This window comes from Streptomyces sp. E11-3 (genome assembly GCF_046540415.1).
Lineage (GTDB): Bacteria > Actinomycetota > Actinomycetes > Streptomycetales > Streptomycetaceae > Streptomyces.
Genome location: NZ_JAZGRL010000002.1, coordinates 769,358 through 793,198, shown reverse-complemented (window position 1 = coordinate 793,198; position 23,841 = coordinate 769,358). Strand labels below are relative to the sequence as shown.

At 71.0% G+C, this 23,841-nt stretch carries 23 protein-coding genes; 15 read left to right on the top strand and 8 right to left on the bottom strand.

What is annotated here, in order from left to right:
• Positions 1 to 92 precede the first annotated feature (92 nt).
• Both U9R90_RS22400 and U9R90_RS22395 read right to left on the bottom strand, forming a co-directional pair.
• Positions 93 to 350 carry a hypothetical protein gene (locus U9R90_RS22400; RefSeq protein ID WP_411058441.1) on the bottom strand — a complete coding sequence of 86 codons (258 nt, stop codon included), beginning with the start codon at positions 348 to 350 and terminating at the stop codon, positions 93 to 95.
• Positions 351 to 638: 288 nt separating this feature from the next.
• Entirely contained in the window at positions 639 to 1,529 is an 891-nt protein-coding gene (locus tag U9R90_RS22395) for a 3-hydroxybutyryl-CoA dehydrogenase (protein WP_411058440.1), read from the bottom strand.
• Positions 1,530 to 1,725: 196 nt separating this feature from the next.
• Here U9R90_RS22395 and U9R90_RS22390 point away from each other — a divergent pair, with 196 nt between their 5' ends.
• Positions 1,726 to 2,928, top strand: a complete 1,203-nt coding sequence (locus tag U9R90_RS22390) for a glycoside hydrolase family 10 protein (RefSeq protein ID WP_411058439.1) — start codon at positions 1,726 to 1,728, stop codon at positions 2,926 to 2,928.
• A 3-nt stretch (positions 2,929 to 2,931) separates the two neighbouring features.
• Here the strand turns inward: U9R90_RS22390 and U9R90_RS22385 are convergent, their stop codons facing one another.
• The gene (locus U9R90_RS22385; protein WP_411058438.1) at positions 2,932 to 3,129 is read right to left on the bottom strand and encodes a DUF1918 domain-containing protein; all 198 of its coding nucleotides are present in this window, start codon (positions 3,127 to 3,129) and stop codon (positions 2,932 to 2,934) included.
• 127 nt (positions 3,130 to 3,256) lie between these two features.
• Complete coding sequence (locus U9R90_RS22380) at positions 3,257 to 4,180, bottom strand: DMT family transporter (protein ID WP_411058437.1); 924 nt, start codon at positions 4,178 to 4,180, stop codon at positions 3,257 to 3,259.
• Here U9R90_RS22380 and U9R90_RS22375 point away from each other — a divergent pair.
• The 3 genes from U9R90_RS22375 (at position 4,179) to U9R90_RS22365 (ending at position 6,858) form a co-directional block, all read left to right on the top strand.
• A complete protein-coding gene (locus U9R90_RS22375; RefSeq protein ID WP_411058436.1) occupies positions 4,179 to 5,621 on the top strand; it encodes a PLP-dependent aminotransferase family protein in 1,443 nt (480 codons plus the stop codon). The genes U9R90_RS22380 and U9R90_RS22375 overlap by 2 nt on opposite strands.
• 143 nt (positions 5,622 to 5,764) lie before the next feature.
• A complete protein-coding gene (locus tag U9R90_RS22370; RefSeq protein WP_411058435.1) occupies positions 5,765 to 6,181 on the top strand; it encodes a GNAT family N-acetyltransferase in 417 nt (138 codons plus the stop codon).
• A gap of 104 nt (positions 6,182 to 6,285) precedes the next feature.
• Positions 6,286 to 6,858 (top strand): histidine phosphatase family protein, encoded by a 573-nt coding sequence (locus U9R90_RS22365; RefSeq protein ID WP_411058434.1) that lies wholly within the window; start codon positions 6,286 to 6,288, stop codon positions 6,856 to 6,858.
• On the opposite strand, the gene U9R90_RS22360 is transcribed toward U9R90_RS22365, so the two are convergent.
• Positions 6,812 to 7,357: a tetratricopeptide repeat protein gene (locus U9R90_RS22360; RefSeq protein ID WP_411058433.1), complete on the bottom strand. Its 546-nt coding sequence runs from the start codon at positions 7,355 to 7,357 to the stop codon at positions 6,812 to 6,814. The two genes, U9R90_RS22365 and U9R90_RS22360, sit on opposite strands and share 47 nt — an antisense overlap.
• Before the next feature lie 64 nt (positions 7,358 to 7,421).
• Entirely contained in the window at positions 7,422 to 8,963 is a 1,542-nt protein-coding gene (locus tag U9R90_RS22355) for a glycosyltransferase family 39 protein (RefSeq protein WP_411058432.1), read from the bottom strand.
• A gap of 227 nt (positions 8,964 to 9,190) precedes the next feature.
• Here U9R90_RS22355 and U9R90_RS22350 point away from each other — a divergent pair, with 227 nt between their 5' ends.
• Positions 9,191 to 10,093 (top strand): putative protein N(5)-glutamine methyltransferase, encoded by a 903-nt coding sequence (locus U9R90_RS22350; RefSeq protein WP_411058431.1) that lies wholly within the window; start codon positions 9,191 to 9,193, stop codon positions 10,091 to 10,093.
• Between the two features lie 525 nt (positions 10,094 to 10,618).
• Here U9R90_RS22350 and U9R90_RS22345 read toward each other — a convergent pair.
• The gene (locus tag U9R90_RS22345) at positions 10,619 to 11,773 is read right to left on the bottom strand and encodes a PP2C family protein-serine/threonine phosphatase (RefSeq protein ID WP_411058430.1); all 1,155 of its coding nucleotides are present in this window, start codon (positions 11,771 to 11,773) and stop codon (positions 10,619 to 10,621) included.
• Between the two features lie 371 nt (positions 11,774 to 12,144).
• Here U9R90_RS22345 and argC point away from each other — a divergent pair, with 371 nt between their 5' ends.
• The 5 genes from argC to U9R90_RS22320 are packed head-to-tail and all read left to right on the top strand — an operon-like array spanning position 12,145 to position 17,084.
• Positions 12,145 to 13,173 carry an N-acetyl-gamma-glutamyl-phosphate reductase gene (argC, locus tag U9R90_RS22340; RefSeq protein WP_411058429.1) on the top strand — a complete coding sequence of 343 codons (1,029 nt, stop codon included), beginning with the start codon at positions 12,145 to 12,147 and terminating at the stop codon, positions 13,171 to 13,173.
• On the top strand, positions 13,170 to 14,342 hold the full coding sequence (argJ, locus tag U9R90_RS22335) for a bifunctional glutamate N-acetyltransferase/amino-acid acetyltransferase ArgJ (RefSeq protein ID WP_411058428.1): 1,173 nt from the start codon (positions 13,170 to 13,172) through the stop codon (positions 14,340 to 14,342). Before argC ends, argJ begins: the two co-directional genes overlap by 4 nt.
• A 6-nt stretch (positions 14,343 to 14,348) precedes the next feature.
• Entirely contained in the window at positions 14,349 to 15,338 is a 990-nt protein-coding gene (gene argB / locus U9R90_RS22330; protein ID WP_411058427.1) for an acetylglutamate kinase, read from the top strand.
• Between the two features lie 41 nt (positions 15,339 to 15,379).
• The gene (locus U9R90_RS22325) at positions 15,380 to 16,543 is read left to right on the top strand and encodes an acetylornithine transaminase (protein ID WP_411059772.1); all 1,164 of its coding nucleotides are present in this window, start codon (positions 15,380 to 15,382) and stop codon (positions 16,541 to 16,543) included.
• 7 nt (positions 16,544 to 16,550) lie between these two features.
• Positions 16,551 to 17,084, top strand: a complete 534-nt coding sequence (locus U9R90_RS22320; RefSeq protein WP_411058426.1) for an arginine repressor — start codon at positions 16,551 to 16,553, stop codon at positions 17,082 to 17,084.
• 102 nt (positions 17,085 to 17,186) lie between these two features.
• Here U9R90_RS22320 and U9R90_RS22315 read toward each other — a convergent pair whose 3' ends face one another.
• A complete protein-coding gene (locus U9R90_RS22315) occupies positions 17,187 to 17,774 on the bottom strand; it encodes a pyridoxamine 5'-phosphate oxidase family protein (RefSeq protein ID WP_411058425.1) in 588 nt (195 codons plus the stop codon).
• Between the two features lie 149 nt (positions 17,775 to 17,923).
• On the opposite strand from U9R90_RS22315, the gene U9R90_RS22310 reads away from it, so the two are divergent.
• The 5 genes from U9R90_RS22310 to U9R90_RS22290 all read left to right on the top strand — a co-directional run bounded on the left by U9R90_RS22310 (position 17,924) and on the right by U9R90_RS22290 (position 23,726).
• Positions 17,924 to 18,589 (top strand): FkbM family methyltransferase, encoded by a 666-nt coding sequence (locus tag U9R90_RS22310; RefSeq protein WP_411058424.1) that lies wholly within the window; start codon positions 17,924 to 17,926, stop codon positions 18,587 to 18,589.
• Positions 18,590 to 18,751: 162 nt separating this feature from the next.
• Positions 18,752 to 19,948 (top strand): argininosuccinate synthase, encoded by a 1,197-nt coding sequence (locus U9R90_RS22305; protein ID WP_411058423.1) that lies wholly within the window; start codon positions 18,752 to 18,754, stop codon positions 19,946 to 19,948.
• Between the two features lie 109 nt (positions 19,949 to 20,057).
• The gene (gene argH, locus U9R90_RS22300) at positions 20,058 to 21,485 is read left to right on the top strand and encodes an argininosuccinate lyase (RefSeq protein WP_411058422.1); all 1,428 of its coding nucleotides are present in this window, start codon (positions 20,058 to 20,060) and stop codon (positions 21,483 to 21,485) included.
• Positions 21,486 to 21,633: 148 nt separating this feature from the next.
• Complete coding sequence (locus U9R90_RS22295; protein ID WP_411058421.1) at positions 21,634 to 22,185, top strand: TetR/AcrR family transcriptional regulator; 552 nt, start codon at positions 21,634 to 21,636, stop codon at positions 22,183 to 22,185.
• Positions 22,182 to 23,726, top strand: a complete 1,545-nt coding sequence (locus U9R90_RS22290; RefSeq protein WP_411058420.1) for an MFS transporter — start codon at positions 22,182 to 22,184, stop codon at positions 23,724 to 23,726. Before U9R90_RS22295 ends, U9R90_RS22290 begins: the two co-directional genes overlap by 4 nt.
• Positions 23,727 to 23,841 lie beyond the last annotated feature (115 nt).

Below are 23,841 nucleotides of genomic sequence, written 5' to 3'. Positions count from 1 at the left end.
CGAGGGTCCCAAGGCGCCTCGTACCACTGGGCGCTCGAACGCATGGGCGCGGGCCTCGGCCGCGGGCTCCAGGGTGTGCGCTGCCCTACCGGCTAGCGGCCGATGGCCTGCCAGATGGCCACCACCAGTGCGCCGATGGCCGTCAGTGCCGCCACGGCGGGCAGCGGCCAGCGGTTGTGTTCCAGGGCGGTGACCCGGGTGCTGAGGGTGTTGAGATCTTTGCTGCTCTGCTCGTCGCGCTGGGTGAGCAGCGCCAGCTTGCCGTCGATGTGGGCCAGACCCACGTCCAGACTGCGGCGCAACTCTGCGTATTCCTCCGGGACCACGGGATGCTCGGGGTCGGTGGTCACGAGTTCACTCCTCTCCAGGTAAGGCTCAGCCATGCCTTTCCATGTGCACGGACAGTAAACAAGCCTGGTGGGCGGCGCGGGAGCGTGTGCGAGAGGCATATGCGGGTCCGGCAAACACACGGTGTGCGAACGGGACGGGCCCGGCACCCGAAGTCGGGTACCGGGCCTGTCCTGGATGGCCGGATGTATACGCAGAGTGGCCGAATCCGCTGGGGTGAAGCGCGCGCGAAGTGCGCGCAGCAGACGGAGATCGCTCAGCGGACGGAGCGCCTCAGCAGCTGTACGCGCTCAGTAGGTGTAGAAGCCCGAGCTGGTCTTCCGGCCGAGGCGGCCCGCGTCGACCATCCGCTGCAGCAGCGGGGGAGCGGCGTACAGCGGCTCCTTGTACTCGGCGTACATGCTGTCGGCGACCGATGCCACGGTGTCCAAACCGATCAGGTCGGCAAGCTTGAGCGGGCCCATCGGGTGGGCACAGCCCATTTCCATGCCGTTGTCGATGTCCTCGCGGCTGGCGATGCCCGACTCGAACATCCGGATCGCGGAGAGCAGATACGGGATGAGCAGGGCGTTGACCACGAAGCCCGAACGGTCCTGGGCGCGGATCGCGTGCTTGCCGAGGATCTTCTCGACCATCGCCACGGCACGGCTGATGGTGCCCTCCGACGTGGTCAGCGCCGGGATCAGCTCGACCAGCTTCTGGACCGGCGCCGGGTTGAAGAAGTGGATGCCGATGACCTGGTCGGGACGCGAGGTCGCGACGGCCAGCTTCACCAGCGGGATGGAGGAGGTGTTGGAGGCCAGGATGGCGTCCGGCCGGGTCACCACCTGGTCGAGCACCTGGAAGATCTCGGTCTTGACCTGCTCGTTCTCCACGACCGCCTCGATCACCAGATCGCGGTCGGCGAACTCGCCGAGGTCGGTGGTGAAGCTCAGCCGCGCCAGCGTCGCGTCCCGCTCCTCGTCGCTGATCTTGCCGCGCTCGGCCGCCTTGGACAGCGAGTTGTGCAGCCGGGTGCGGCCGATCTCCAGGGCCTCGCCCGTGGTCTCCGCGACCTTGACATCCAGGCCGGCGCGGGCACAGACCTCCGCGATGCCCGCACCCATCTGGCCACAGCCCACCACTCCGACGCGTGAGATATCGGTCGAGAAGTCCGTCACTTGTTGCCCTTCGCAGATCATCGGCCCGGCGGGCTCCCCCCGTTTGGCTCAGGCGCCCGCCTCGCCCACCGACGTTACCTCGCGCGTACTGGTGGATGTCGGGCCGGGGCGGGCATGCTCTTCGGTACCGCAGCACAACGAGTGGTAATGAGGGACAACTACTGACAACTGGTGCAGGGGGTGGCAAACCGTGCGTATGAGTCGCAGGAGCTTTGCGATGGTCGCGGCGGCGACGCTCTCCGGAGTCGCGCTGGGTGGCGACGCGATGGCGGCGCCCGGCAGAGGCAAGGCGGCGAAGGAGTTCCGCGGGATGTGGCTGGCGACCGTCGCCAACCGTGACTGGCCCTCCGCGCGCGGGCTGCCCGCGGAGCAGCAGCGCGCGGAACTGCTGGACTTCCTGGACGCCGCGGTAAGCCGTCGGCTGAACACGGTGGTCTTCCAGGTACGGCCGACCGCGGACGCCCTGTGGCCCTCACCACACGAGCCGTGGGCCGAGTACCTCACCGGAGAGCAGGGCAAGGACCCCGGCTGGGACCCGCTGGGCACGGCGGTCAAGGAGGCCCACAAGCGCGGCCTGGAGCTGCACGCCTGGTTCAACCCCTACCGGATCGCGATCCACGCGGACCCCACCCGGCTGGTCCCCGAGCACCCCGCGCGGGTGCACCCCGAGTGGGTGGTGCCGTACGGCGGGAGGCTCTACTACAACCCGGGGCTCCCGGAGGTCCGGCGCTTCGTCCAGGACGCGATGCTGGACGCCGTACGCCGCTATCCGATCGACGCGGTGCACTGGGACGACTACTTCTACCCGTACCCGGTGGCGGGCCAGGTCTTCGACGACGACGAGGCGTACGCGCGCTACGGCGGCGACTTCCCGGACCGGGCCGCGTGGCGGCGGGACAACACCGACCAGCTGGTACGCGAGATGGCCGCGCGTATCCCGAAGGTGCGCAAGGGCGTGCGCTTCGGGATCAGTCCCTTCGGGGTCTGGCGCAACGCCGCCACCGACCCGCTCGGCTCCGACACCAGGGCGGGTGTCGAGACGTACGACCATCTGTACGCCGACACCCGGAAGTGGGTGAGGCAGAACTGGATCGACTATGTGGTGCCCCAGGTCTACTGGAACATCGGCTTCCCGCCCGCCGACTACGCCAAGCTGGTCCCCTGGTGGGCCGACGTCGCGCGCGGCACCAACGTACGGCTGATCATCGGTGAGGCGCTCTACAAGGCGGGGGACCCGGCGCAGCCCGACCCCTGGCAGGACGTCGCCGAGATGTCCCGCCATCTCACGTTCGCAGGGCGGTACCCGCAAGTGCGCGGCCACTGCTTCTTCTCCGCGAAGGAGGTGGCGGGCGACCCCACCGGAGCGATGGCCCGGGTGGTCGCCGACCACTACCGCAAGGTGTGTCCGCCGCTCGGCTGAGCGCTACTCCTCGGCGGCCGAGAAGTGCCGGACCACGGTGTCGGGGCCCGGGGACATCAGGGTTTCGTGCCCGTCCTCGAAGCGGACGCGGTACGGGGGAGAGCCGTTGTCCCCCAGCACCTCGATGACCTCCGCGGTCCTGTCGTGCTGGCCGACGACTCTGCCGTGTACCAGCAGTCGGTCACCCACAGAAGCTTGCATGGACAGTGCCCTCCTCGTTTCGTCAGAGGTAGCGATCCGTGCTGTCAGTCTAGGGCTTTTCGCCCGGTCCGGCCCTGGCACGTGCCAGGCTCGGATGTCCGCCTCGGATGTCGCCTCGGATGTCCCCTCAGGCGCGCGCCCGCTGGGTGAGCGCGATACAGACCAGGACGGCGACAGCGGTCACCGGGGCCGCCACCGGCAGGTGCTCGCCGAGGAGCAGGACCGACCAGACGAGGGTGAGCAGCGGCTGGGCGAGCTGGAGTTGACTGGCCCGGGGTACGCCGATCACCGCCATGCCCCGGTACCAGACGACCAGGCCGAGGAACTGCGAGCCCGCGGCCACCCAGAGCAGCCCGGCCACGCTGTGCGCGGTCAGCCGTACGGGCTCCGGTTCGACGGCCAGCGCGACCACGGTGCCGGGCAGGGCCAGCGGCAGGCAGAGCACCAGCGCCCAGCCGATGACCTGCCAGCCCGGCATCACACGGGCCAGCCGGCCGCCCTCGGTGTAGCCCGCGGCGCAGATCAGCAGCGCCCCGAAGAGCAGCACATCGGCGGTGGAGAGCGCCCCGCCGCTCTGCTGCACGGTGAACGCGACGACCGCGGCCGCGCCCGCCAGCGCCGCCGTCCAGAAGGCGCGCGAGGGCCGCGCCCCGGTGCGCAGAGCCGACAGCAGTGCGGTGGTCAGCGGCAGCAGCCCGATCACCACCGCGGCGTGCGCGGTCGTCGAGGTCTGCAGGGCGAGCGTGGTGAGCAGCGGAAAGCCGACGACGACTCCGGCCGCGACGACCGCCAGGCCCCGCCAGTGGCCGCGGTCGGGCAGCGGGACGCGCAGGGCGAGCAGGCAGCAGCCCGCGATCAGGGCCGCCAGCGCGCTGCGCACCGCCACCAGGGACCACGGGCCGAAGCCCTCCAGGCCCCAGGCGGTGGCGGGGAAGGTGAGGGAGAAGGCGGTGACGCCGAGTGCGGCGAGCAGGGTGCCGCCCGCCCTGCTGGTGGCCGCTGGGGTGACCGCTATCGAACTCGGGTGAGTAGCGCTATCCTGTGCTGTCATGCATGAGCGTAGCAGTGTGGGCGAGTTGGCCAATCTCCTGCGGAAGGAAGTGATCCGCTACTCTCCAGGCGGGAAGCTGCCGTCGAGCCGGGCGCTGGTCGAGCAGTACCGGGTGAGCCCGGTGACCGTCTCCCGGGCGCTCGCCGCGCTGGCCGCCGAGGGGCTCGTCGTCACCCGCCCCGGCGCCGGGGCCTTCAAGGCCGAGCCCAAGGCGGCCGCCGATCCGGTGGGCGACACCTCCTGGCAGCAGCTGGCGCTCAGTGCCGACGCCGCGAACGAGCCCGTGCCGCGTACGGTCGACGCCTCGGGAGTGCTGGCCAGCCTCGCCGCCCCGCCCGCCGGGGTCATCGAGTTCAGCGGTGGCTATCTGCACGCATCCCTCCAGCCCGAGCGCGCGATGGCCGCGGCGCTCGCCCGCGCGGGGCGGCGGCCCGGCGCCTGGGGGCGGCCGCCCATGGACGGGCTGCCCGAGCTGCGCGAGTGGTTCGCCCGTGGCTGCGGCGGCGCTATCGCCGCGTCCGAGGTCCTGATCACCGCGGGCGGCCAGTCGGCGCTGACCACGGCGCTGCGGGCGCTCGCCCCGCCCGGCGCGCCGGTCCTGGTCGAGTCGCCCACGTACCCGGGGATGCTGGCCATCGCCCGTGCCGCTGGACTGCGCCCGGTACCGGTGCCCGTGGACACCGACGGTGTCCGGCCCGATCTGCTGGCCTCGGCGTTTCAGGCCACCGGCGCCCGGGTGTTCGTCTGTCAGCCGCTGTTCCAGAACCCCACCGGCGCCGTGCTCTCGCCCGGCCGTCGCGCGGAGGTCCTGCGGATCACCCGCGAGGCCGGGGCGTTCCTCGTCGAGGACGACTTCGTACGCCGACTCGTCCACGAGGACGCCGGGCCGCTGCCGCCACCGCTGACCGCTGACGATCACGACGGCGTCGTCGTCCATGTCTGCTCGCTCACCAAGGCGACCTCGCCCAGCTTCCGGGTGTGCGCCCTGGCCGCCAGGGGGCCGGTCCTGGAGCGGCTGCGCGCGATCCAGATCGTCGACCACTTCTTCGTACCGCGGCCGCTGCAGGAGGCCGCGCTCGAACTGGTCGGCTCGCCCGCGTGGAGCCGCCATCTGCGCACGGTCGCCGCCGAGTTGAAGGAACGCCGGAACCTGATGACGGCCGCGCTGTACCAGGAGATCCCCGAACTCGCCCTGCCGCACATCCCCTCGGGCGGCTACCACCTGTGGCTGCGGCTGCCGGACGGCGCCGACGAGGCGGCCCTGGTCTCGGCCGCCCTGCGGGCCGGGGTCGCCATCACCCCCGGCCGCCCCTACTTCAGTGCCGAACCCCCGGCCGGACATGTGCGGTTGAGCTTCGCGGCTCTCGCGGGTGCGGCTGAGATCGCCGAGGGCGTACGCCGACTCCGTACCGCCTGCGACGAAGTGCTCGGCCACGCGTGAGGATCGTGGGCGACGGTCGTCTCGCGTGGCCGCGCGCGAGGACGGTCGGCCACGCGGGCGAGGACGGTCGGCCACGCGGGACGACCGTCGGCCGCGCGAGAAATTCGCTCGACCCCCAGGCGCTCCCTTGCGAGTCTCGCGGCATGAGCGACTACGAGATCTCCACCGACCCCGACCGGCTCGACCCGGCCCGCGTCCACCACTGGCTCTCCACCGACGCCTACTGGGCGCTCGGCCGCAGCCGCGAGAAGCAGGACCGTGCCATCGCCGGGTCACTGAACTTCGGGGCGTACGACGGGGGCTCAGGGGAGCAGGTCGGCTATGCGCGGGTCGTCACCGACCACGCCACCTTCGCCTGGCTCTGCGATGTCTACATCGCCCCGTCGGTACGCGGCAGAGGCCTCGGTACGGCGCTGGTCACGGCCGTACGGGAGCGGCTGGAACCCTGCGGGCTGCGCCGCATCCTGCTGGCCACGCACGACGCGCACGGGGTGTACGAGAAGGTCGGCTTCCAGGGTCTGAAGGACCCGGAGCACTGGATGGCACTGCTCCTGGAGTGACGGCGCGTGACCGTACGTGACGGGGTGGTGGCGTCATCGGAAGGTGTCCTTCCGTACCCGGCGCAAGCCTTGACCTGCGAGGCCTTGGCCCGCACGATCGCCGCATGCACGTTCGGTTCACGCTGATCGCCACCGCACGTAACTCCTCGATGCTCGGCGAGCGCTTCGACGACGACCGGCCGCTCGACCAGGCGGGCTGGCACGAGGTGCAGCTCGCCGCGCCCACCCTGGCGCCGCTCGCGGCGGCCGAACTGCGCTACTGCTCGCCGACGCCGCGCAGCCGGGCCACCGGCGACGCGCTCGGCCTGGCACCGCTGGTCCAGCCCGCGCTGAGCGACTGCGACATGGGCCGCTGGCGCGGGCTGACGCTCGCCGACGTGACGGCGTGCGATCCGGGCGCGGTCGACGCCTGGCTCGGCGATCCGCGCTCCGCGCCGCACGGCGGCGAGTCGCTGCTGGCCTTCATCTCACGGGTGGGGCAGTGGCTGGACACCCGCCCGGCCGACGACGGGGGCCGGATCGTCGCCGTCGCCGAACCCGGGGTGGTGCGCGCGGCCGTCGTCTACGCACTGAGGGCGCCCCCGGCGACGTACTGGAACATCGACGTCCGCCCGCTCTCGGCGGTCGGCGTCACCGGCCGGTCCGGCCGCTGGAGCCTGAGTCTGGACAGGCCCTAGGAGCCTGGGGGAGGAGCAGGGCCGCCGCGTAGTTCGCCATGGAGCGGTTGTAGCGCGGCAGATGGCGGGCGAGCGCGCCGATGGCGAGGCCCGCTGCTTCTCGTTCGCGGCCGACGTCGGCGAGAGCCAAGGCCAGCGTCGCGATCACCGCGTCGTCGAGTTCGTCGGAACCCGCGTCCCGCTCGGCGGTGAGCAGCCGGACACTCTCCTCAGGCTGGCCCAGGTTGCGCAGCGAACTGGCCAGCTGGATCACGGCGCGGCGGCGCCGGATGCCGGTCAGGCCGGTGTCCAGGGCGGCGCGGTAGTGCACCACGGCCTGCTCAGGCATGCCGGTCGAGTCGTGTGCGCACCCGAGCTCGAAGTCGGCCACCGCGTGGCCGTCCGGGAGTTCGTCGGTCAGTGTTCGGACCTTGGCACGGAAGTCGGCGGGCTCGAAGGTGTCCAGGGCGTTCCACAGGTCGGCGGCGCGCTGCTCCCAGTGCTGATCAACTTCTGTCATCGGGGCAGTATCGCAACCGTACGCGGGGCGCGGCGGCCGTTCGACGCAAGACGGTCGGGGACGGTCAGTAGAACCGGCGCAGTTCGGGCCACAGGGCCGACCACGGCGCGCTGGTGCCGGAGCAGAGCAGGACCGCGGCGTGCTGCTCCTCGTTCTCCAGACCGTGGCCGTTGTCGACGCGCCCGACCTGGCGGCACCCGGTGAAGTGCCGGTCGATTCCCGGGGCGTCGGACTGCCGGACCAGCAGCACCGGACCGTTGGCACTCTCCGGCGGCGGCCCCCAGTCCGCGTAGCCCATATGGCCCGAGTACGGCTCGGGCAGCCCGTGCTCGGGGCCGAAGCGGGCGAGCGCGCCCGCCTCGCCGTAGTTCTGCGCGACGAGCACCGCGCGGGAGCGGTCCGCGGCCGGGATACGCCGCCAGCCGTCCGCGGCGGTGGCCACCAGCTCGGGCCAGCCGATCTGTTCGCCCTGCTCGCGGTTGACCTCGTTCACGAAGGACAGGGCACTCGGCGGCAGCACCGGCAGCGTCACCACGGCGTTGACCGCGGCCGTCACGGCCACGGCCGCCACGACGGCCGAGCGGCGCACCGCCCGCCGCCCGCGCCCCAGCCAGTCGACGACCGGCTCGCAGCCCGCCGCCAGCAGGACGAGCAGCGGCGGCAGCGCGTAGTACGCCTTGCCGCCGACCGCGAGGACCAGCACACACAGCAGCGGATACGCCACGGTGAAGGCGCGGGCCCAGCGCAGGGCGGGGTCACGCCACAGTCGTAGCCAGCCCGCGATCCAGACCGGCACGAAGAACGGCGAGAGGTACACGATCTGCTGCGGCACGAACAGCAGCCGGTTCTCGGCCCCGTCGTCGCCACTGATCCCCGTCGCCACGGTCAACTGCGGCCACCCCTGGGCGGCCTGCCACCACAGGTTCGGCGCTGCCACGGCCAGCGCCAGAACCGCACCGGCGGGCAGCCACCGGCTGCGCAACACCTGCCGAGGGCCGGTCACCCACATCGCGGGCAGCAGCGCGAGCACCAGCAGTGCCACCAAGTACTTGTTCTGCAGGCCGAGTCCGACCGCCGCGCCGATGGCGAGCCACCAGCGACCGTCCCCGGTGCGCAGCAGCCGCAGCACCAGCAGGCTGATCACCAGCCACGCGAGCAGGTCGAAGGAGGCGGTGGCGACGAGCTGCCCGACCGCCAGGACCTGCCCCGACAGCGCGGCCCCGAGCGCGGCCAGCAACTGCGCCCGCCGCCCGCAGCCGAGCTCCCTGGCCACCGCGGCGGCCACGAGCACGATCGCCGCGTAGGCCAGGGTCGAGGCCACCCGCAGCCCGGTGAGCGAGTCACCGAAGAACTCCGTGGCCGCCCGCGCTATCAGAGGGGTCAGCGGGGGCTGGTCGACGTACCCCCAGGCGGGGTGGTCACCGGCGGCCAGGAAGTACAACTCGTCGCGGTGGAAGCCGTATCGCCCGGAGAGCGCGGTCAACACGCCGGCCAGTACGGCGGTGGGTGCCAGGACCGGTCGGGCGGCGAAGGGCGGCAGAGGTGGCAGCTGTGGCGGCTGCCCGCCCGCGCCGTTGGCTCTCGCACCCGCTCGTACTGAGTCCATCGTGTGCCCCCGCCCTCGCTGGCGCAGATGTTACGGGGGGAACCAGGGCCTCGGTAGCTGTCGACCTGGGGTACTGTTGCGGTCCCCAGACAGGGGACCTACCGAGGAGGTGAGAACCATTACCGCTGTTCAGGCTGGGTGTTCTCACCTCACGGTCCTGCGGTCCAGCTGACCCGGGCGGCCCGCGAGAGCACCCTTCGGCATCCCGAAAGGTCCGTCAAGCTCTCATGTCGCTTTCCTCGTCCCCCTCGTTCTCCTCATCTCCCTCATCCCCCTCACCTTCCTCGCCGCTGTCTTCGCTCCCCGCCATCGTCACCAGGCTGCGTGGCGCCGGTTGTGTCTTCGCCGAGGACGAGGCCGAGTTGATCGTCTCTTCGGCACGCACTCCGTCCGACCTCACCGCCATGGTGGACCGCCGCGTCGCGGGCCTGCCCCTCGAACACGTGCTGGGCTGGGCCGAGTTCTGCGGCATCCGGATGGCCGTCGATCCCGGCGTCTTCGTGCCGCGCCGCCGTACCGAGTTCCTGGTCGCCCAGGCAGCCGGCCTCGTGCCAGAGGACCGACCGCTCCCCGTCGTCATAGACCTCTGCTGCGGCTCGGGGGCGCTGGGCGCCGCACTTGCCGCGGCCGTGGGCCCACTCGACCTGCACTCGGCCGACATCGACCCCGCAGCGGTCCGCTGCGCCCGCCGCAACGTCGCCGACGCCGGTGGCCGGGTCTACCAGGGCGACCTCTTCACCCCGCTGCCCGCCACCCTGCGCGGCCGCGTCGACATCCTCCTCGCCAACGTGCCGTACGTCCCCACCGAAGAGGTCGGGCTACTGCCCCAGGAGGCCCGCGAACACGAGGCGCTGGTGGCCCTCGACGGCGGCGGCGACGGCCTGGACGTGCTGCGCCGGGTCACCGCCGAAGCAACGTCCTGGCTGGCGCCCGGTGGACACCTGCTGGTCGAGACGAGCGAGCGCCAGGCCCAGGACGCCGTCGACACGTTCACGCGGGGCGGCTTGATCCCGCGGGTGGTCACCGACGACGAGCTGTACGCCACCGTCGTCATCGGCACCAGGCCGATGCCCGTTCACGGGCCGTGCAGCTCGGTCTCCCACGCCTCGAAGGGCGGCTCGACCCGGTAGCTCGGATCGCAGTAGGCCCGAATCCGCCGCGCAGCCCGGTACTGGGCATCCCCGGCGTTGACCACCTCTCCGGCCTCGTCGACCTGGAGCACGTTGACGAAGACCGCGAAGACGGCCTCGAGGGGCGGAGCCCGACGCCATGAGCCGTGACCGTATCCCCGCTGGCGAGGAATCGGGCACTACGTGGGTTCTCCGCGGCCGCGGCTGTGACCGAGGCTTCTAGTTGGCGGGTCATGATGTGAACCGTGGAGGTCAGGAGCGCGCCGAGGACTCTTGTTGGCGGATCTTGAGAGGGTTAGTTGGCGGATCATGATTGTGGACGCCAGGTGGTGTTCCGACGTTGGGCCCATTCGTGCTGGACGTGCTGAGGTTGCTCGGCCTCAATGGGGCGCGGGGCGAAGAGGTGCTCGCCTCGTGTGACCTGCACCCAGATGAAGACGGAGGCGTCCTGACGTTTGCGGTCGCCGACTGCTGGCCGGATGGGGCCGGGGATGGGCGGCAACTCGCTGACCAGGGCATCCCACTTCAGGAGGCGGCAGCTGCGCCGACTGCTTGTTTGCCTGCTTCTTCGTCGAGACGGTCAACGAGGAGCATCGCCGCATCATCCGCCAGGCGGCCATCGGTGTGACGGAGCAATCCGCGGTGCAGTTGTTCCAGGAACTCGTGAGGGGTGCAGGTGTGCACCGCCTCCATGGCCTCGGGCAGGGCGAAGAAATCGTTGTTGTCAGGGTTGCGGGCTTCGATCACACCGTCGGTGTGCAGCAGCAGACGGTCGCCGGGTGCGAACGGATAGCTCTCCGCGTTGGCGAGAGGACCGGTGAGGAGGTCTTCCAGGCCGAGGGGCGGCAGCGGTGAGGTGGGCATCAGGGCCTGAACCTTGCCCTGGCGCAGCACCAGCGGAGGCGGATGGCCGCGATTGACCACCTGGACCTCGTGTGCGTCGGACACCTGGGCTACGAGCGCGGTGACGAAACCCTCCAGCAGAACTTCCTGCTCGACCGCACCGGGCACGGCGCGCTCCTGTCGCAGCGCAGCCGCGCAGTGGTTCATCACCTCCGCGAGTTCATCCTCGTAGTGCGCGGTCACCCGGAACGCGCCCAGCACGGCTGCGGCCGCACGCACGGCAGGCAGTCCCTTGCCCCGGACGTCCCCCACGATCAGCCGGACCCCGTACCGGGTCTGCACAGCCTCGTACAGATCACCGCCGATCTGCGCCCCCGTCTCAGCCGCCAGGTACATGCTGGCCGCCCGCACCGGGCCCAGCCGGGCGGGTACCGGACGCAGGATGGCCTCCTGGGCTGCGATGGCGATCCGACGGACCTGGTCGAGCTCGCTCTGCCTGCGCGTACGCACGGCGTTGCTCATCGTGACACTAGCTAGGGACACCAGGAGCAGACTCACGATGTTGCTGTAGTACGCCATGTCGTAGGCGGGGGAGGTCAGGTCAGTGGCCAGAGCGAGAACTGCCACGGAGAGGATGCCTTTCGGGCCCATCGTCAACGCGGCCAGCGCCGGCATCGCGGTGAGGAAAGTGCCGGTGACCAGAAAGTGTGCAGGCGAGAGCTCGATGCCCAGCGCGACCAGCACGATCACGAACGGCACGCACTGCGCGACTCGGAAAAGGGCCCGGCTATGACCGCCCACTCCTGGCGGAGGAGCCAAGCGGAAGAGCAACCGCATGGGTCCAGCCTCCCTCGCTGAAGCCGAGTGTTCCACTCATCGCTCTCGCGGCCTCCCGGGGCATCCAGCGCCCCGTGACCGACAGCCCCGGCGCGCTGCTGGGCCCGTCAAGGAAAGCGCTAAGGCCCGCCAACTCAACCGCTGATCCGCCAACTGAAGCGCTCAGTCACACTGGGGGCGTCAACCACCAAGATCAGGTGTCATCCATCTTGACAAGTCGCAACACAGCGTTACGAGACCAAGATCCGCCAACTAGCGAGCTCGCCCGCCAACTAAAACTCTCGGTCGCAGCGGCGGTCGACGCGCGACCAGCACTGCATTGCATAAAACTGCGGCTCTGCGTATAGTCATGCCATCACTAGGAGGGTTCGATGACGGTACGTGCAGCAGTGGCAGGGGCGAGTGGATACGCGGGCGGGGAGCTCCTGCGTCTGCTGATCGCCCACCCCGAGGTCGAGATCGGCGCCCTCACCGGGCACTCGAACGCCGGTCAGCGCCTCGGCGCGTTGCAGCCGCAGCTGCTGCCGCTGGCCGACCGGGTGCTGGAGCCGACCACCGGTGAGGTGCTCGCCGGGCATGACGTCGTGTTTCTGGCGCTTCCGCACGGGCAGTCCGCCGCCGTCGCTCAGCAGCTCGGGCCCGATGTCCTGGTCGTCGACATGGGTGCCGACTTCCGGCTGCGGGACGCGGCCGACTGGGAGAGGTTCTACGGTTCCGCGTACGCCGGGAGCTGGCCCTACGGGCTGCCCGAGCTGCCGGGCGGCCGCGCGGCGCTGGAGGGGTCCAAGCGCATCGCGGTGCCCGGCTGTTATCCGACCGCCGTGACGCTCGCGCTTCTGCCCGCCTACGCCGCGTCCCTCACCGAGCCGGAGGCGGTGATCGTCGCCGCCACCGGCACCTCCGGCGCGGGCAAGGCGCTCAAGCCCCATCTGCTGGGCTCCGAGGTCATGGGGTCGATGTCGCCGTACGGCGTCGGCGGGGTGCACCGGCACACGCCCGAGATGATCCAGAACCTGAGCGCGGCCGCCGGCGAACGGGTGTCGGTCTCCTTCACGCCGACCCTCGCCCCGATGGCCCGCGGCATCCTGGCCACCTGCAGCGCCAAGGCCAAGCCGGGTGTGAGCGCGGACGGCGTCCGGGCCGCGTACGAGAAGGCCTACGCCGACGAACCGTTCGTCCACCTGCTCCCCGAGGGGCAGTGGCCCGCCACCGCCTCCGTCTACGGCTCCAACGCCGTACAGCTGCAGGTCGCGTACGACGAGAGCGCGGGCCGCGTGATCGTGATCAGCGCCATCGACAACCTCACCAAGGGCACGGCAGGCGGCGCCGTGCAGTCCATGAACATCGCCCTGGGGCTGCCCGAGCAGACCGGGCTCTCCACGATCGGAGTCGCACCGTGAGTGTCACCGCCGCCAAGGGCTTCACCGCCTCCGGCATCGCCGCGGGCATCAAGGCGAACGGCAACCCGGACCTGGCCCTGGTAGTCAACAACGGCCCCAGCCTGGCCGCCGCGGGAGTCTTCACCTCCAACCGGGTCAAGGCCGCGCCCGTCCTGTGGTCCGAGCAGGTACTCAAGGGCGGTCAGGTCTCCGCCGTCATCCTCAACTCCGGTGGCGCCAACGCCTGTACGGGGCCGAAGGGCTTCCAGGACACGCACGCCACCGCCGAGAAGGTGGCCGCCGTCTTGAGCGAGAGGGGCCTGGAGGGGCACAGCGCCGGCGAGGTCGCCGTCGCGTCCACCGGGCTCATCGGTGTCACGCTGCCGATGGACAAGCTGCTGCCGGGCGTCGAGCAGGCCGCCGCCGCACTCTCCCCGCACGGCGGCGAGAAGGCCGCCATCGCCATCAAGACCACCGACACCGTGCACAAGACGGCGGTGTACGAGGGCGACGGCTGGACCGTCGGCGGGATGGCCAAGGGTGCGGGCATGCTCGCCCCCGGGCTCGCCACCATGCTCGTCGTCCTGACCACCGACGCGGCCGTCGAAAGCGCCGGTCTCGACAAGGCGCTGCGCGACGCCACCCGCAAGACCTTCGACCGCGTCGACTCCGACGGCTGTATGTCCACCAACGACACGGTGCTGCTGCTCGCCTCCGGCGCATCCCAAGTCACGCCGGGGGACGCGGAGTTCGCCGAAGCCGTACGGACCGTCTGCGACGACCTCGCCCGGCAGCTGATCGGGGACGCGGAGGGCGCGAGCAAGGACATCCGGATCGAGGTGATCAACGCGGCCAGCGAGGACGACGCCGTCGAGGTGGGCCGCTCCATCGCCCGTAACAACCTCCTCAAGTGCGCCATCCACGGCGAGGACCCCAACTGGGGCCGAGTCCTGTCCGCGATCGGCACCACGTCGGCGGCCTTCGACCCGGATCAGCTGAACGTGGCGATCAACGGCGTCTGGGTGTGCAAGAACGGCAGCGTCGGCGAGGACCGCGACCTGGTCGACATGCGCTACCGCGAGGTGAAGATCACCGCCGACCTCGCGGCGGGCGCCGCCGAGCCCGTCGTGATCTGGGCCAACGACCTGACCGCCGAATACGTCCACGAGAACAGCGCGTACTCCTCCTGAGGACTCATGAGCACTCGTAAGCACACCGCACTGCCCAAGGCGCAGATCCTCATCGAGGCACTGCCCTGGCTGACCCGCCATCAGGGCAAGACCGTCGTCATCAAGTTCGGCGGCAACGCCATGGTCGACGAGGAGCTGAAGGCAGCCTTCGCCCAGGACGTCGTCTTCCTGCACCACGCGGGCCTCAAGCCCGTCGTGGTGCACGGCGGCGGCCCGCAGATCAGCAAGCAGCTCGACCGGCACGGCCTGGTCAGCGAGTTCAGGGCCGGGCTGCGGGTCACCACGCCCGAGGCCATGGACGTCGTCCGTATGGTCCTGGCCGGACAGGTCCAACGCGAGCTGGTCGGGCTGCTGAACCAGCACGGCCCGCTCGCCGTCGGCCTCACCGGCGAGGACGCGCACACCCTCACCGCGACCAAGCACCAGCCGCGGATCGAGGGCGAGTTGGTGGACATCGGCCGGGTCGGGGAGATCACCGGGACCGACACCGGCGCGATCGAGGCGCTGCTCGCGGACGGCCGTATCCCGGTCGTCTCGTCGATCGCGCGCTCCGCCGACGACGACCACGTCTACAACGTCAACGCCGACACCGCGGCCGCCGCACTGGCCGCCGCCCTGAACGCCGAGACGCTGATGGTCCTCACCGACGTCGAGGGCCTCTACGAGGACTGGCCGAACAGCGACGACGTGATCAGCAAGCTGACCGCGACCGAGCTGGAGAAGCTGCTGCCCGACCTGGCCAGCGGCATGGTGCCCAAGATGGAGGGCTGTCTGCACGCCGTACGGAACGGGGTGCACACCGCCCGAGTGATCGACGGCCGGGTCCAGCACTCGATCCTGCTGGAGATCTTCACGGACGAAGGCATCGGCACGATGGTCGTCCCGGACGGGTCGACCGATGCCGGGAGCACACCAGACGAGAACGCGACAGGCGAGAACGCGACAACAGTCGTGAACGCGACAGATGTGAACGTGACAGAAGGGGGAGCACCGTGACCGGCAACCAGGAGCTCACACAGCGCTGGCAGGGCGCGCTCATGAACAACTACGGCACCCCGAAGCTGCCGCTGGTGCGCGGCGAAGGCGTCAAGGTCTGGGACGCCGACGGCACCGAGTACCTGGACTTCGTCGGCGGCATCGCGGTCAACGCGCTTGGCCACGCGCACCCCGCCGTCGTCCGCGCCGTCAGCGACCAGGTCGCCACGCTCGGACATGTCTCCAACCTCTTCGTCGCCGAGCCGCCGGTCGTACTCGCCGAGCGGCTGCTGCAGCACGCGGGCCGCCCCGGCAAGGTCTTCTTCTGCAACTCCGGCACCGAGGCCACCGAGGCCGTCTTCAAGCTCGGGCGGCTCACCGGACGTACCCACATGGTCGCGACCGACGGCGGCTTCCACGGCCGCACCATGGGCGCGCTCGCGCTCACCGGCCAGCCCGGCAAGCAGGAGGGCTTCCGGCCCCTGCCGGGCGACGTGACGCATGTGCCGTACGGCGACGTCGAGGCGCTCCGGGCGGCCGTCACCGAGCAGACCGCGTTCGTCCTGATCGAGCCGATCCAGGGCGAGAACGGCGTCGTCGTGCCGCCGCCGGGCTACCTCCGGGCCGCCCGCGAGATCACCGCCGCCACCGGCACCCTGCTGGTCCTGGACGAGGTACAGACCGGAATCGGCCGTACCGGCCACTGGTTCGCGTACCAGGCCGAAGAGGGCGTCGAGCCGGATGTGATCACCCTGGCCAAGGGGCTCGGCGGCGGACTCCCGATCGGCGCGGTCGTCGCCTTCGGCGCGACGGCCGACCAGCTGCAGCCCGGCCAGCACGGCACCACCTTCGGCGGGAACCCCGTCGCGTGCGCCGCGGGCGTGGCCGTACTCGACACGATCGCCGCCGACGGGCTGCTGGACCAGGTGAAGCGCGCGGGCGAGAAGCTCCGCGACGGAATCGAGAGTTCCGGACATCCCCTGGTCGACCATGTCCGAGGCGCCGGGCTGCTGCTGGGTATCGTGCTCACCGAGCCGCTGGCACACCGGGTGCAGCAGGCGGCTCAGGACGCAGGGCTCCTGGTGAACGCACCGGCCCCCGACGTGGTCCGGCTGATGCCGGCACTGACCATCGGGGACGACGCGGTGGACTCGTTCCTCCAGGCGCTGCCCGGCGTCCTGGACGGGGCCCACCAGGCCGACGGGGACGGACGATCCACAGAATGAGACGACGATGACTCTGCAGGAGAACGAACCGGGCGGGCCCGCGGTGCCACAGACCCGCACCGCCCGGCACCGCCGGATCGTGGACATCCTCAACCGGCAGCCGGTGCGCTCGCAGAGCCAGTTGGCGAAGCTGCTCGCGGACGACGGGCTGTCCGTCACCCAGGCGACGCTCTCCCGGGACCTGGACGAGCTGGGCGCCGTGAAGATCCGCAACACCGGTGGTGAGCTGATCTACGCGGTGCCCAGCGAGGGCGGTTTCCGTACCCCGCAGGCCCCGCTCGGCGAGTCGGCGAAGGAGGAGCGGATGCGGCGGCTGTCCGCTGAGCTCCTGATCTCCGCCGAGGCGTCCGCCAACCTGGTGGTGCTGCGTACGCCGCCGGGCGCGGCCCAGTTCCTGGCCTCCGCCATCGACCAGGCCGAACTCCAGGCCATCCTCGGCACGATCGCGGGCGATGACACGCTGATGCTGATCAGCCGCGACCCGGCCGGCGGCCAGGCGCTCGCCGACCATCTGCTGCGCCTGGCCCAGAACGAGCGTTGACCTCAGGCCGTGCCCGGCTCGGAAGCCGCTGGACCCAGCTCAGCAGCTACTGGACCCAGCTCAGCAGCTACTGGACCCCGCTCGGAAACCGCTGGACCCCGCTCAGAAGCTGCTGGGTGGCAGTGGGAGCGGGAGTCCGGGCAGGCCGTCGATGCTCGTCGCGATGTCGTCCTTCTTGGCGAAGTACTCGCCCAGCGACGCGTCGTCCTCGCGCGCGAATCGCTTGGCGTGCAGATCGCGGTCCTCGTCGTACGACATGAACGGCACCGCGAACCCACAGGTGTCGCGGACGAGTTCGGCCGTCACGACGATGATCGCGCGTAGCCCGTGCGGGGTCGGGTCGATCTGCGGAAAGTGCCCGAGCAACTGTGCGAAGCGCGGGTCGTCGCGGAACACGGGCTCGCCGCGGCCGTGCACCCGCACGATGCTGGGCGGCCCCTGGAAGGCACACCACATCAGCGTGATCCGGCCGTTCTCGCGGAGGTGGGCGATGGTCTCCGCGTTGCTCCCGGCGAAGTCCAGATAGGCCACCGTCCGGTCGTCGATGACGGCCAGGGAGCCGCTGAGTCCCTTGGGGGAGAGGTTCACCGTGCCGTCGCCGGCCAGCGGCGCGGTCCCCGTGAAGAACACGGGCTGGGCCTCGATAAAGGTGCGGAGTCTGTCGTCGATACGCTCATACGTTTTTCCCATGGCGGCCATTATCCGACGCCGGAACTGGCCATCGGCCGCAGGGTAGTTCACCCGCTGGACGTCGGCTCGATCGGCGCCCGAGTGCGGGTCCCCCGGGCAGCGCGACGCTAGGGGCATCGGTCCGCCTGGCTTAGGGGAAGGGGCAGCGGATGTCGACAGGAACGGTACTGGGAACCAGGGAGCGGCCCGGCCCCGGCGCGGTCGTCGCGTACGGAGCGGCCGACGCCACCGTCGCCTACCCGGTGGCCGACGCGGCCACCGAGCCGGAGATCGCGGCCATCCTGTGGAGCCGCCTTGAGCCCGGCGACACCTTCGTGGACGTGGGCGCCGGAACCGGCCGCCACGCGGTGCTCGGGGCCAGGATGACCGGGGCCAGCGGCCACGTTGTCGCGGTGGAGCCGGAGCCGCGCCGCCACCAGCTGCTCACGGCGAGGCTGGAGCGCCACGCCCCGGGCACGTACGCCGCCCCGGCGGTGGCCGCGCTCGACCGCAACGGAGCCGTCGAGCTGCGGCTCGGCGGGGCCCCGGTACGGCGGCCCGCGGTCCGCCTGGACGACCTGCTGGCGGGCGTGCCGGGCATCACCCTGGTCAGGATCGACGCGGCGGGTGCCGAGCACCGGGTGATCCGCGGCATGGAGCATGTCATCCGCTGCCAACGGCCCGCCGTGGTCACGGAGTTCGTCCCGGAGGCCATCGTCGCCGCGGGCGCGGACCCGGACCGGATCCTGGATCGCTACCGCGCCCTTGACCTGGACGTCGAGCGCGTCACGTCCGGCCCCGGCGGCAGGTGCACCCTTCTGCTGCTGCCCCGCTGACCAGGGCCCGGACACGGCACGCCCGACAGAGCCCCGAGCGCCTCGCGGTGACTCGGGGCGACTCGCGGCGATGCGCGACGACTCGTGACGACCTGCGTTGACGAATCATGCGGCCTCCTGCATACTCATGCATGACAGGGAATGCATCGTAAGGAGAAACCCGTGACCGAGCGCGTCGTACTCGCCTACTCGGGCGGCCTGGACACCTCCGTCGCCATCGGCTGGATCGCCGAGGAGACGGGCGCCGAGGTCATCGCTGTCGCGGTGGACGTCGGCCAGGGCGGCGAGGACCTGGACGTCATCCGCAAGCGCGCGCTCGCCTGCGGTGCGGTCGAGGCCGAGGTCGCCGACGCCAAGGACGAGTTCGCCGACGAGTACTGCCTCCCGGCGATCAAGGCCAACGCCCTCTACATGGACCGCTACCCGCTGGTTTCGGCCCTCTCGCGGCCCACCATCGTCAAGCACCTGGTGGCCGCCGCCAAGAAGCACGGCGCCGACACCGTCGCGCACGGCTGCACCGGCAAGGGCAACGACCAGGTCCGGTTCGAGGCCGGAATCGTCGCCCTCGCCCCGGAGCTGAAGTGCATCGCCCCGGTCCGCGACTACGCCATGACCCGGGACAAGGCGATCGCCTTCTGCGAGGAGAAGAACCTCCCGATCGCGACCACCAAGAAGTCGCCGTACTCCATCGACCAGAACGTCTTCGGGCGGGCCGTGGAGACCGGCTTCCTGGAGGACATCTGGAACGGCCCGATCGAGGACGTCTACGAGTACACCCAGAACCCGGCCGTGCCCCGCGAGGCCGACGAGGTCGTCATCTCCTTCAAGGAGGGCGTCCCGGTCGCCGTCGACGGCAGGCCCGTCACCGTGCTCCAGGCGATCCAGCAGCTCAACGAGCGGGCCGGCGCCCAGGGCATCGGCCGGATCGACATGGTCGAGGACCGTCTCGTGGGCATCAAGTCACGGGAGATCTACGAGGCTCCGGGCGCGATCGCGCTGATCACCGCCCACCAGGAGCTGGAGAACGTCACCGTCGAGCGTGAACTGGCCCGCTACAAGCGGCAGGTCGAGCAGCGCTGGGGCGAACTGGTCTACGACGGCCTGTGGTTCTCGCCGCTCAAGCGCGCCCTGGACGGCTTCATCGCCGAGGCCAACCAGCACGTCACCGGCGACATCCGGATGACCCTGCACGGCGGCCGCGCCGTGGTCACCGGCCGGAAGTCCGACGTGTCGCTGTACGACTTCAACCTGGCGACCTACGACTCGGGCGACACCTTCGACCAGTCCAAGGCGCAGGGCTTCATCGAGCTCTTCGGCCTGTCGTCGAAGATCGCCGCGCAGCGTGATCTGCGGGCATAGCCCGACGCGATCTGGCCTGAGTACGCTCCCCCCGAGCGCAGTACGACAGCCGCCTCCCCGGCCCGCGCGGCGGGGAGGCGGCCGCACATCCACCCCCTGAGGAGCAGCAGTGAGCAGCAACACCGGCGATGTCCGCCTCTGGGGCGGCCGTTTCGCCGACGGCCCCGCCGAGGCCCTGGCGAAACTCTCCGCGTCCGTCCACTTCGACTGGCGCCTCGCGCCGTACGACATCGCCGGGTCCCGCGCCCACGCGCGCGTGCTGCACCAGGCGGGGCTGCTCACGGCCGACGAGCTGCGGCGCATGCTGGACGGGCTCGACCGCCTGGAGTCGGACGTCGCGGACGGCTCCTTCGTCGGCACCATCGCGGACGAGGACGTCCACACGGCCCTGGAGCGCGGCCTGCTGGAGCGGCTCGGGCCCGACCTCGGCGGCAAGCTGCGGGCCGGGCGGTCCCGCAACGACCAGGTCGCCACGCTGTTCCGGATGTATCTGCGGGACCACGCCCGGATCGTCGGCGGACTGCTCACCGACCTCCAGGAGGCGCTGGTCGGCCTCGCCGAGGCGCACGCGGATGTCGCCATGCCGGGCCGTACGCACCTGCAGCACGCCCAGCCCGTGCTCTTCGCGCACCATGTGCTGGCCCATGTGCAGTCGCTGTCGCGGGACGCCGAGCGGCTGCGCCAGTGGGACGAGCGCACGGCCGTATCCCCGTACGGCTCGGGTGCGCTCGCCGGGTCCTCGCTGGGCCTGGACCCGGAGGCGGTCGCCAAGGACCTGGGCTTCGAGCACGGCAGCGCGGGCAACTCCATCGACGGCACCGCGTCCCGCGACTTCGTCGCGGAGTTCGCCTTCATCACCGCCATGATCGGGGTCAACCTCTCGCGGATCGCGGAGGAGGTCATCCTCTGGAACACGAAGGAGTTCTCCTTCGTGACCCTGCACGACGCGTTCTCCACCGGCTCCTCGATCATGCCGCAGAAGAAGAACCCGGACATCGCCGAACTGGCGCGGGGCAAGTCGGGACGGCTGATCGGCAACCTGACCGGCCTGCTCGCGACCCTGAAGGCCCTGCCGCTCGCCTACAACCGCGACCTCCAGGAGGACAAGGAGCCGGTCTTCGACTCCTGCGACCAGCTGGAGATCCTGCTGCCCGCCTTCACCGGCATGATGGCCACGCTGACCGTCAACCGCGAGCGGATGGAGGAGCTGGCGCCCGCGGGCTTCTCGCTGGCCACCGACATCGCCGAGTGGCTGGTCAAGCAGGGTGTGCCGTTCCGGGTCGCGCACGAGGTCGCCGGCGAGTGCGTCAAGGAGTGCGAGCAGCACGGCATCGAGCTCGACCAGCTCACCGACGAGCAGTTCGCCAAGATCTCCGAGCATCTGACGCCGGAGGTGCGCACGGTCCTCAACGTGCCGGGCGCCCTCGCCTCGCGCAGCGGCCGCGGTGGCACCGCCCCTTCGGCGGTCGCCGTCCAGCTGGCCGAGGTCAAGCGGGACCTGGCCGTCCAGCGGACCTGGGCAGAGCCCAAGAAGTAGCGCGTACGTCCTCCATCGGGGCCCGGTCGCCGTTCTGGCGGCCGGGCCCCGACGCGTGTCCGCGACCGAGGGTGGCCCCCGCCGAGGGTGATCCCCGCCGCATCGAAATTATGAGACATGAATGTCTCATGTGGGCTACTGTTGTCTCATGGCTGTTGATCGTGAACACGTGCTCCGCGCCGCCGCGGACCTGCTGACCCGCCGGGCCACCTCCACCATGGACGAGGTCGCCAAGGCGGCCGGGATCAGCCGGGCCACCCTGCACCGGCAGTTCGCCGGGCGGGACGCGCTCGTCAAGGCGCTGGAAGAGCTCGGGCTGCGCCAGCTGGAAGAGGCCCTGGACCGCGCCCGGCTCGAGGAGGGGCCCGCGTCCGACGCGCTGCGGCGGCTGGTCGTCGAGGTGCAGCCGGTCGCCGGGTTCCTGGCCTTCCTGGTCACCGAGAACCAGCTCTTCGAAGGCGAGCAGCAGCACCCCGGCTGGACGCGCATCGACGAGCGGTTCTCGGTGCTCTTCCGGCGCGGGCAGGAGGCGGGCGAGTTCCGTATCGACCTGTCCCCGGCCTGGCTGACCGAGGCCCTGTACGGGCTCATCGGCGCCGGAGCCTGGTCCGTACAGGACGGCCGCCTCGCGGCCAGGGACTTCTCATTCATGATCGTCGAGTTGCTGCTCGGCGGAGTACGACGGAGCGTGGAACGATGACGAGCACCGAGCAACGGGTCGCCCAAGCCCACGGCGAACGGCAGCCCGGACGCTGGCTCGCGCTCGCCGTCCTCGTCCTGGCCGTCCTGCTGGTCGCGGTCGACGCGACCGTACTCGGCCTCGCCACGCCGTTCCTGAGCGAGGACCTGAAGCCGTCCGGCACCCAACTGCTGTGGATCGGCGACGTCTACTCGTTCGTCATCGCGGGCCTGCTGGTGTCCATGGGCAGCCTCGGCGACCGTATCGGCCGCAAGAAGCTGCTGCTCATCGGCTCGGTCGCGTTCGGCGGCGTATCGGTGCTCAACGCCTACGCCACCAGCCCCGAGATGATGATCGCCGCGCGTGCCCTGCTCGGTGTGGCGGGCGCGACCCTGATGCCGTCCACGCTGGCCCTGATCCGCAACATCTTCCACGACCCCAAGGAGCGCAGCCTCGCCGTCGGCATCTGGGGCGCGGCGGCGTCCGCGGGCGCGGCCGTCGGGCCGGTACTCGGCGGCTTCCTCCTGGAGCACTTCTGGTGGGGCTCGGTCTTCTTGATCAACCTGCCGGTGATGGCGGTCCTGGTCGTCGTCGGCGTCAAGCTGCTGCCCGAGTCGCGCAACCCCGCGCCCGGACCCTGGGACCTGCCCAGCGTCGGGCTCTCACTGGTCGGCATGGTCAGCGTGGTGTACGCGGTGAAGGAGGCGGCCGTACACGGCTTCCGCTGGGACATCGCAGCCACCGCCGTGATCGGCATCGGGGCACTGATCTGGTTCGCCCGGCGCCAGCTCACGCTGCCCTCGCCGCTGCTCGACATGCGGCTGTTCAGGCATCGGGGCTTCTCCGGCGCGGTACTCGCCGACCTGCTGACCATCCTCGGCCTGTCCGGTCTCGTCTTCTTCCTCTCCCAGTTCCTGCAACTGGTCCAGGACCGCTCGCCCCTGGAGGCCGGGCTCATCGAACTGCCCGCAGCCGTGGGCGCGGTGATACTCGGTCTGACGGCCGGTGTGCTGGCCCGCAGGACGTCCGTACGGATCGCCATCTCCGGTGGTCTCACCGCGGTCGGCCTGGCGCTTGCCGCGTGTATGGCACTGGACGCCGACACCGCGGTGGTGTCGCTGGTGGTGGCCCTGTTCATCGGCGGGGCCGGTGCCGGGCTCGCCTTCACGGTGACCGCGGACGTGATTCTGTCCAGCGTTCCCAAGGAGCAGGCGGGCGCCGCGTCCGCGGTCTCCGAGACGGCGTACGAACTGGGCGCGGCGCTCGGTATCGCGCTGCTCGGCTCGATCGTCACCGGCACCTACCGGGGCTTCGAGACGCCCGACGGGGTGTCCGCGGAGGCCGCGGCCGCGGCCCGGGAGTCCCTCGGCGGTGCGGTGGAGACGGCGGCCGGGCTGCCACCGGAGCAGGGCGCGGCACTGCTGTCGGCGGCCCGTGACGCCTTCACGCAGGGCTTTGAGGCGGCGGCCGGGGTGGGTGCGGCGGTGCTGTTCGCCACCGCCGTCGCTGCCTGGTTCCTGCTGCGCGGACAGCGCCTCGAAGAGGGTGTCGAGCACCCGTAAGAGGGCGGGAAGCCGCCGCCCGTCCATGCGGTGCCGCTCTCCGACGGCTCCAATGCCACGGGCCGCTCGGTCAGTTCGGCCGCGCAGGCGGCGGCGGATGGCGGGTTGCCGGTCT

Bases quoted from the DNA above. Each gene is read 5' to 3' on its own strand.
- U9R90_RS22395 (WP_411058440.1), bottom strand. From the start codon at position 1,529: ATGATCTGCGAAGGGCAACAAGTGACGGACTTCTCGACCGATATCTCA.
- U9R90_RS22390 (WP_411058439.1), top strand. From the start codon at position 1,726: ATGGTCGCGGCGGCGACGCTCTCCGGAGTCGCGCTGGGTGGCGACGCG.
- U9R90_RS22385 (WP_411058438.1), bottom strand. From the start codon at position 3,129: ATGCAAGCTTCTGTGGGTGACCGACTGCTGGTACACGGCAGAGTCGTC.
- U9R90_RS22375 (WP_411058436.1), top strand. From the start codon at position 4,179: ATGCATGAGCGTAGCAGTGTGGGCGAGTTGGCCAATCTCCTGCGGAAG.
- U9R90_RS22380 (WP_411058437.1), bottom strand. From the start codon at position 4,180: ATGACAGCACAGGATAGCGCTACTCACCCGAGTTCGATAGCGGTCACC.
- U9R90_RS22370 (WP_411058435.1), top strand. From the start codon at position 5,765: ATGAGCGACTACGAGATCTCCACCGACCCCGACCGGCTCGACCCGGCC.
- U9R90_RS22365 (WP_411058434.1), top strand. From the start codon at position 6,286: ATGCACGTTCGGTTCACGCTGATCGCCACCGCACGTAACTCCTCGATG.
- U9R90_RS22360 (WP_411058433.1), bottom strand. From the start codon at position 7,357: ATGACAGAAGTTGATCAGCACTGGGAGCAGCGCGCCGCCGACCTGTGG.
- U9R90_RS22355 (WP_411058432.1), bottom strand. From the start codon at position 8,963: ATGGACTCAGTACGAGCGGGTGCGAGAGCCAACGGCGCGGGCGGGCAG.
- U9R90_RS22350 (WP_411058431.1), top strand. From the start codon at position 9,191: ATGTCGCTTTCCTCGTCCCCCTCGTTCTCCTCATCTCCCTCATCCCCC.
- U9R90_RS22345 (WP_411058430.1), bottom strand. From the start codon at position 11,773: ATGCGGTTGCTCTTCCGCTTGGCTCCTCCGCCAGGAGTGGGCGGTCAT.
- argC (WP_411058429.1), top strand. From the start codon at position 12,145: ATGACGGTACGTGCAGCAGTGGCAGGGGCGAGTGGATACGCGGGCGGG.
- argB (WP_411058427.1), top strand. From the start codon at position 14,349: ATGAGCACTCGTAAGCACACCGCACTGCCCAAGGCGCAGATCCTCATC.
- U9R90_RS22325 (WP_411059772.1), top strand. From the start codon at position 15,380: ATGAACAACTACGGCACCCCGAAGCTGCCGCTGGTGCGCGGCGAAGGC.
- U9R90_RS22320 (WP_411058426.1), top strand. From the start codon at position 16,551: ATGACTCTGCAGGAGAACGAACCGGGCGGGCCCGCGGTGCCACAGACC.
- U9R90_RS22315 (WP_411058425.1), bottom strand. From the start codon at position 17,774: ATGGGAAAAACGTATGAGCGTATCGACGACAGACTCCGCACCTTTATC.
- U9R90_RS22310 (WP_411058424.1), top strand. From the start codon at position 17,924: ATGTCGACAGGAACGGTACTGGGAACCAGGGAGCGGCCCGGCCCCGGC.
- U9R90_RS22295 (WP_411058421.1), top strand. From the start codon at position 21,634: ATGGCTGTTGATCGTGAACACGTGCTCCGCGCCGCCGCGGACCTGCTG.
- U9R90_RS22290 (WP_411058420.1), top strand. From the start codon at position 22,182: ATGACGAGCACCGAGCAACGGGTCGCCCAAGCCCACGGCGAACGGCAG.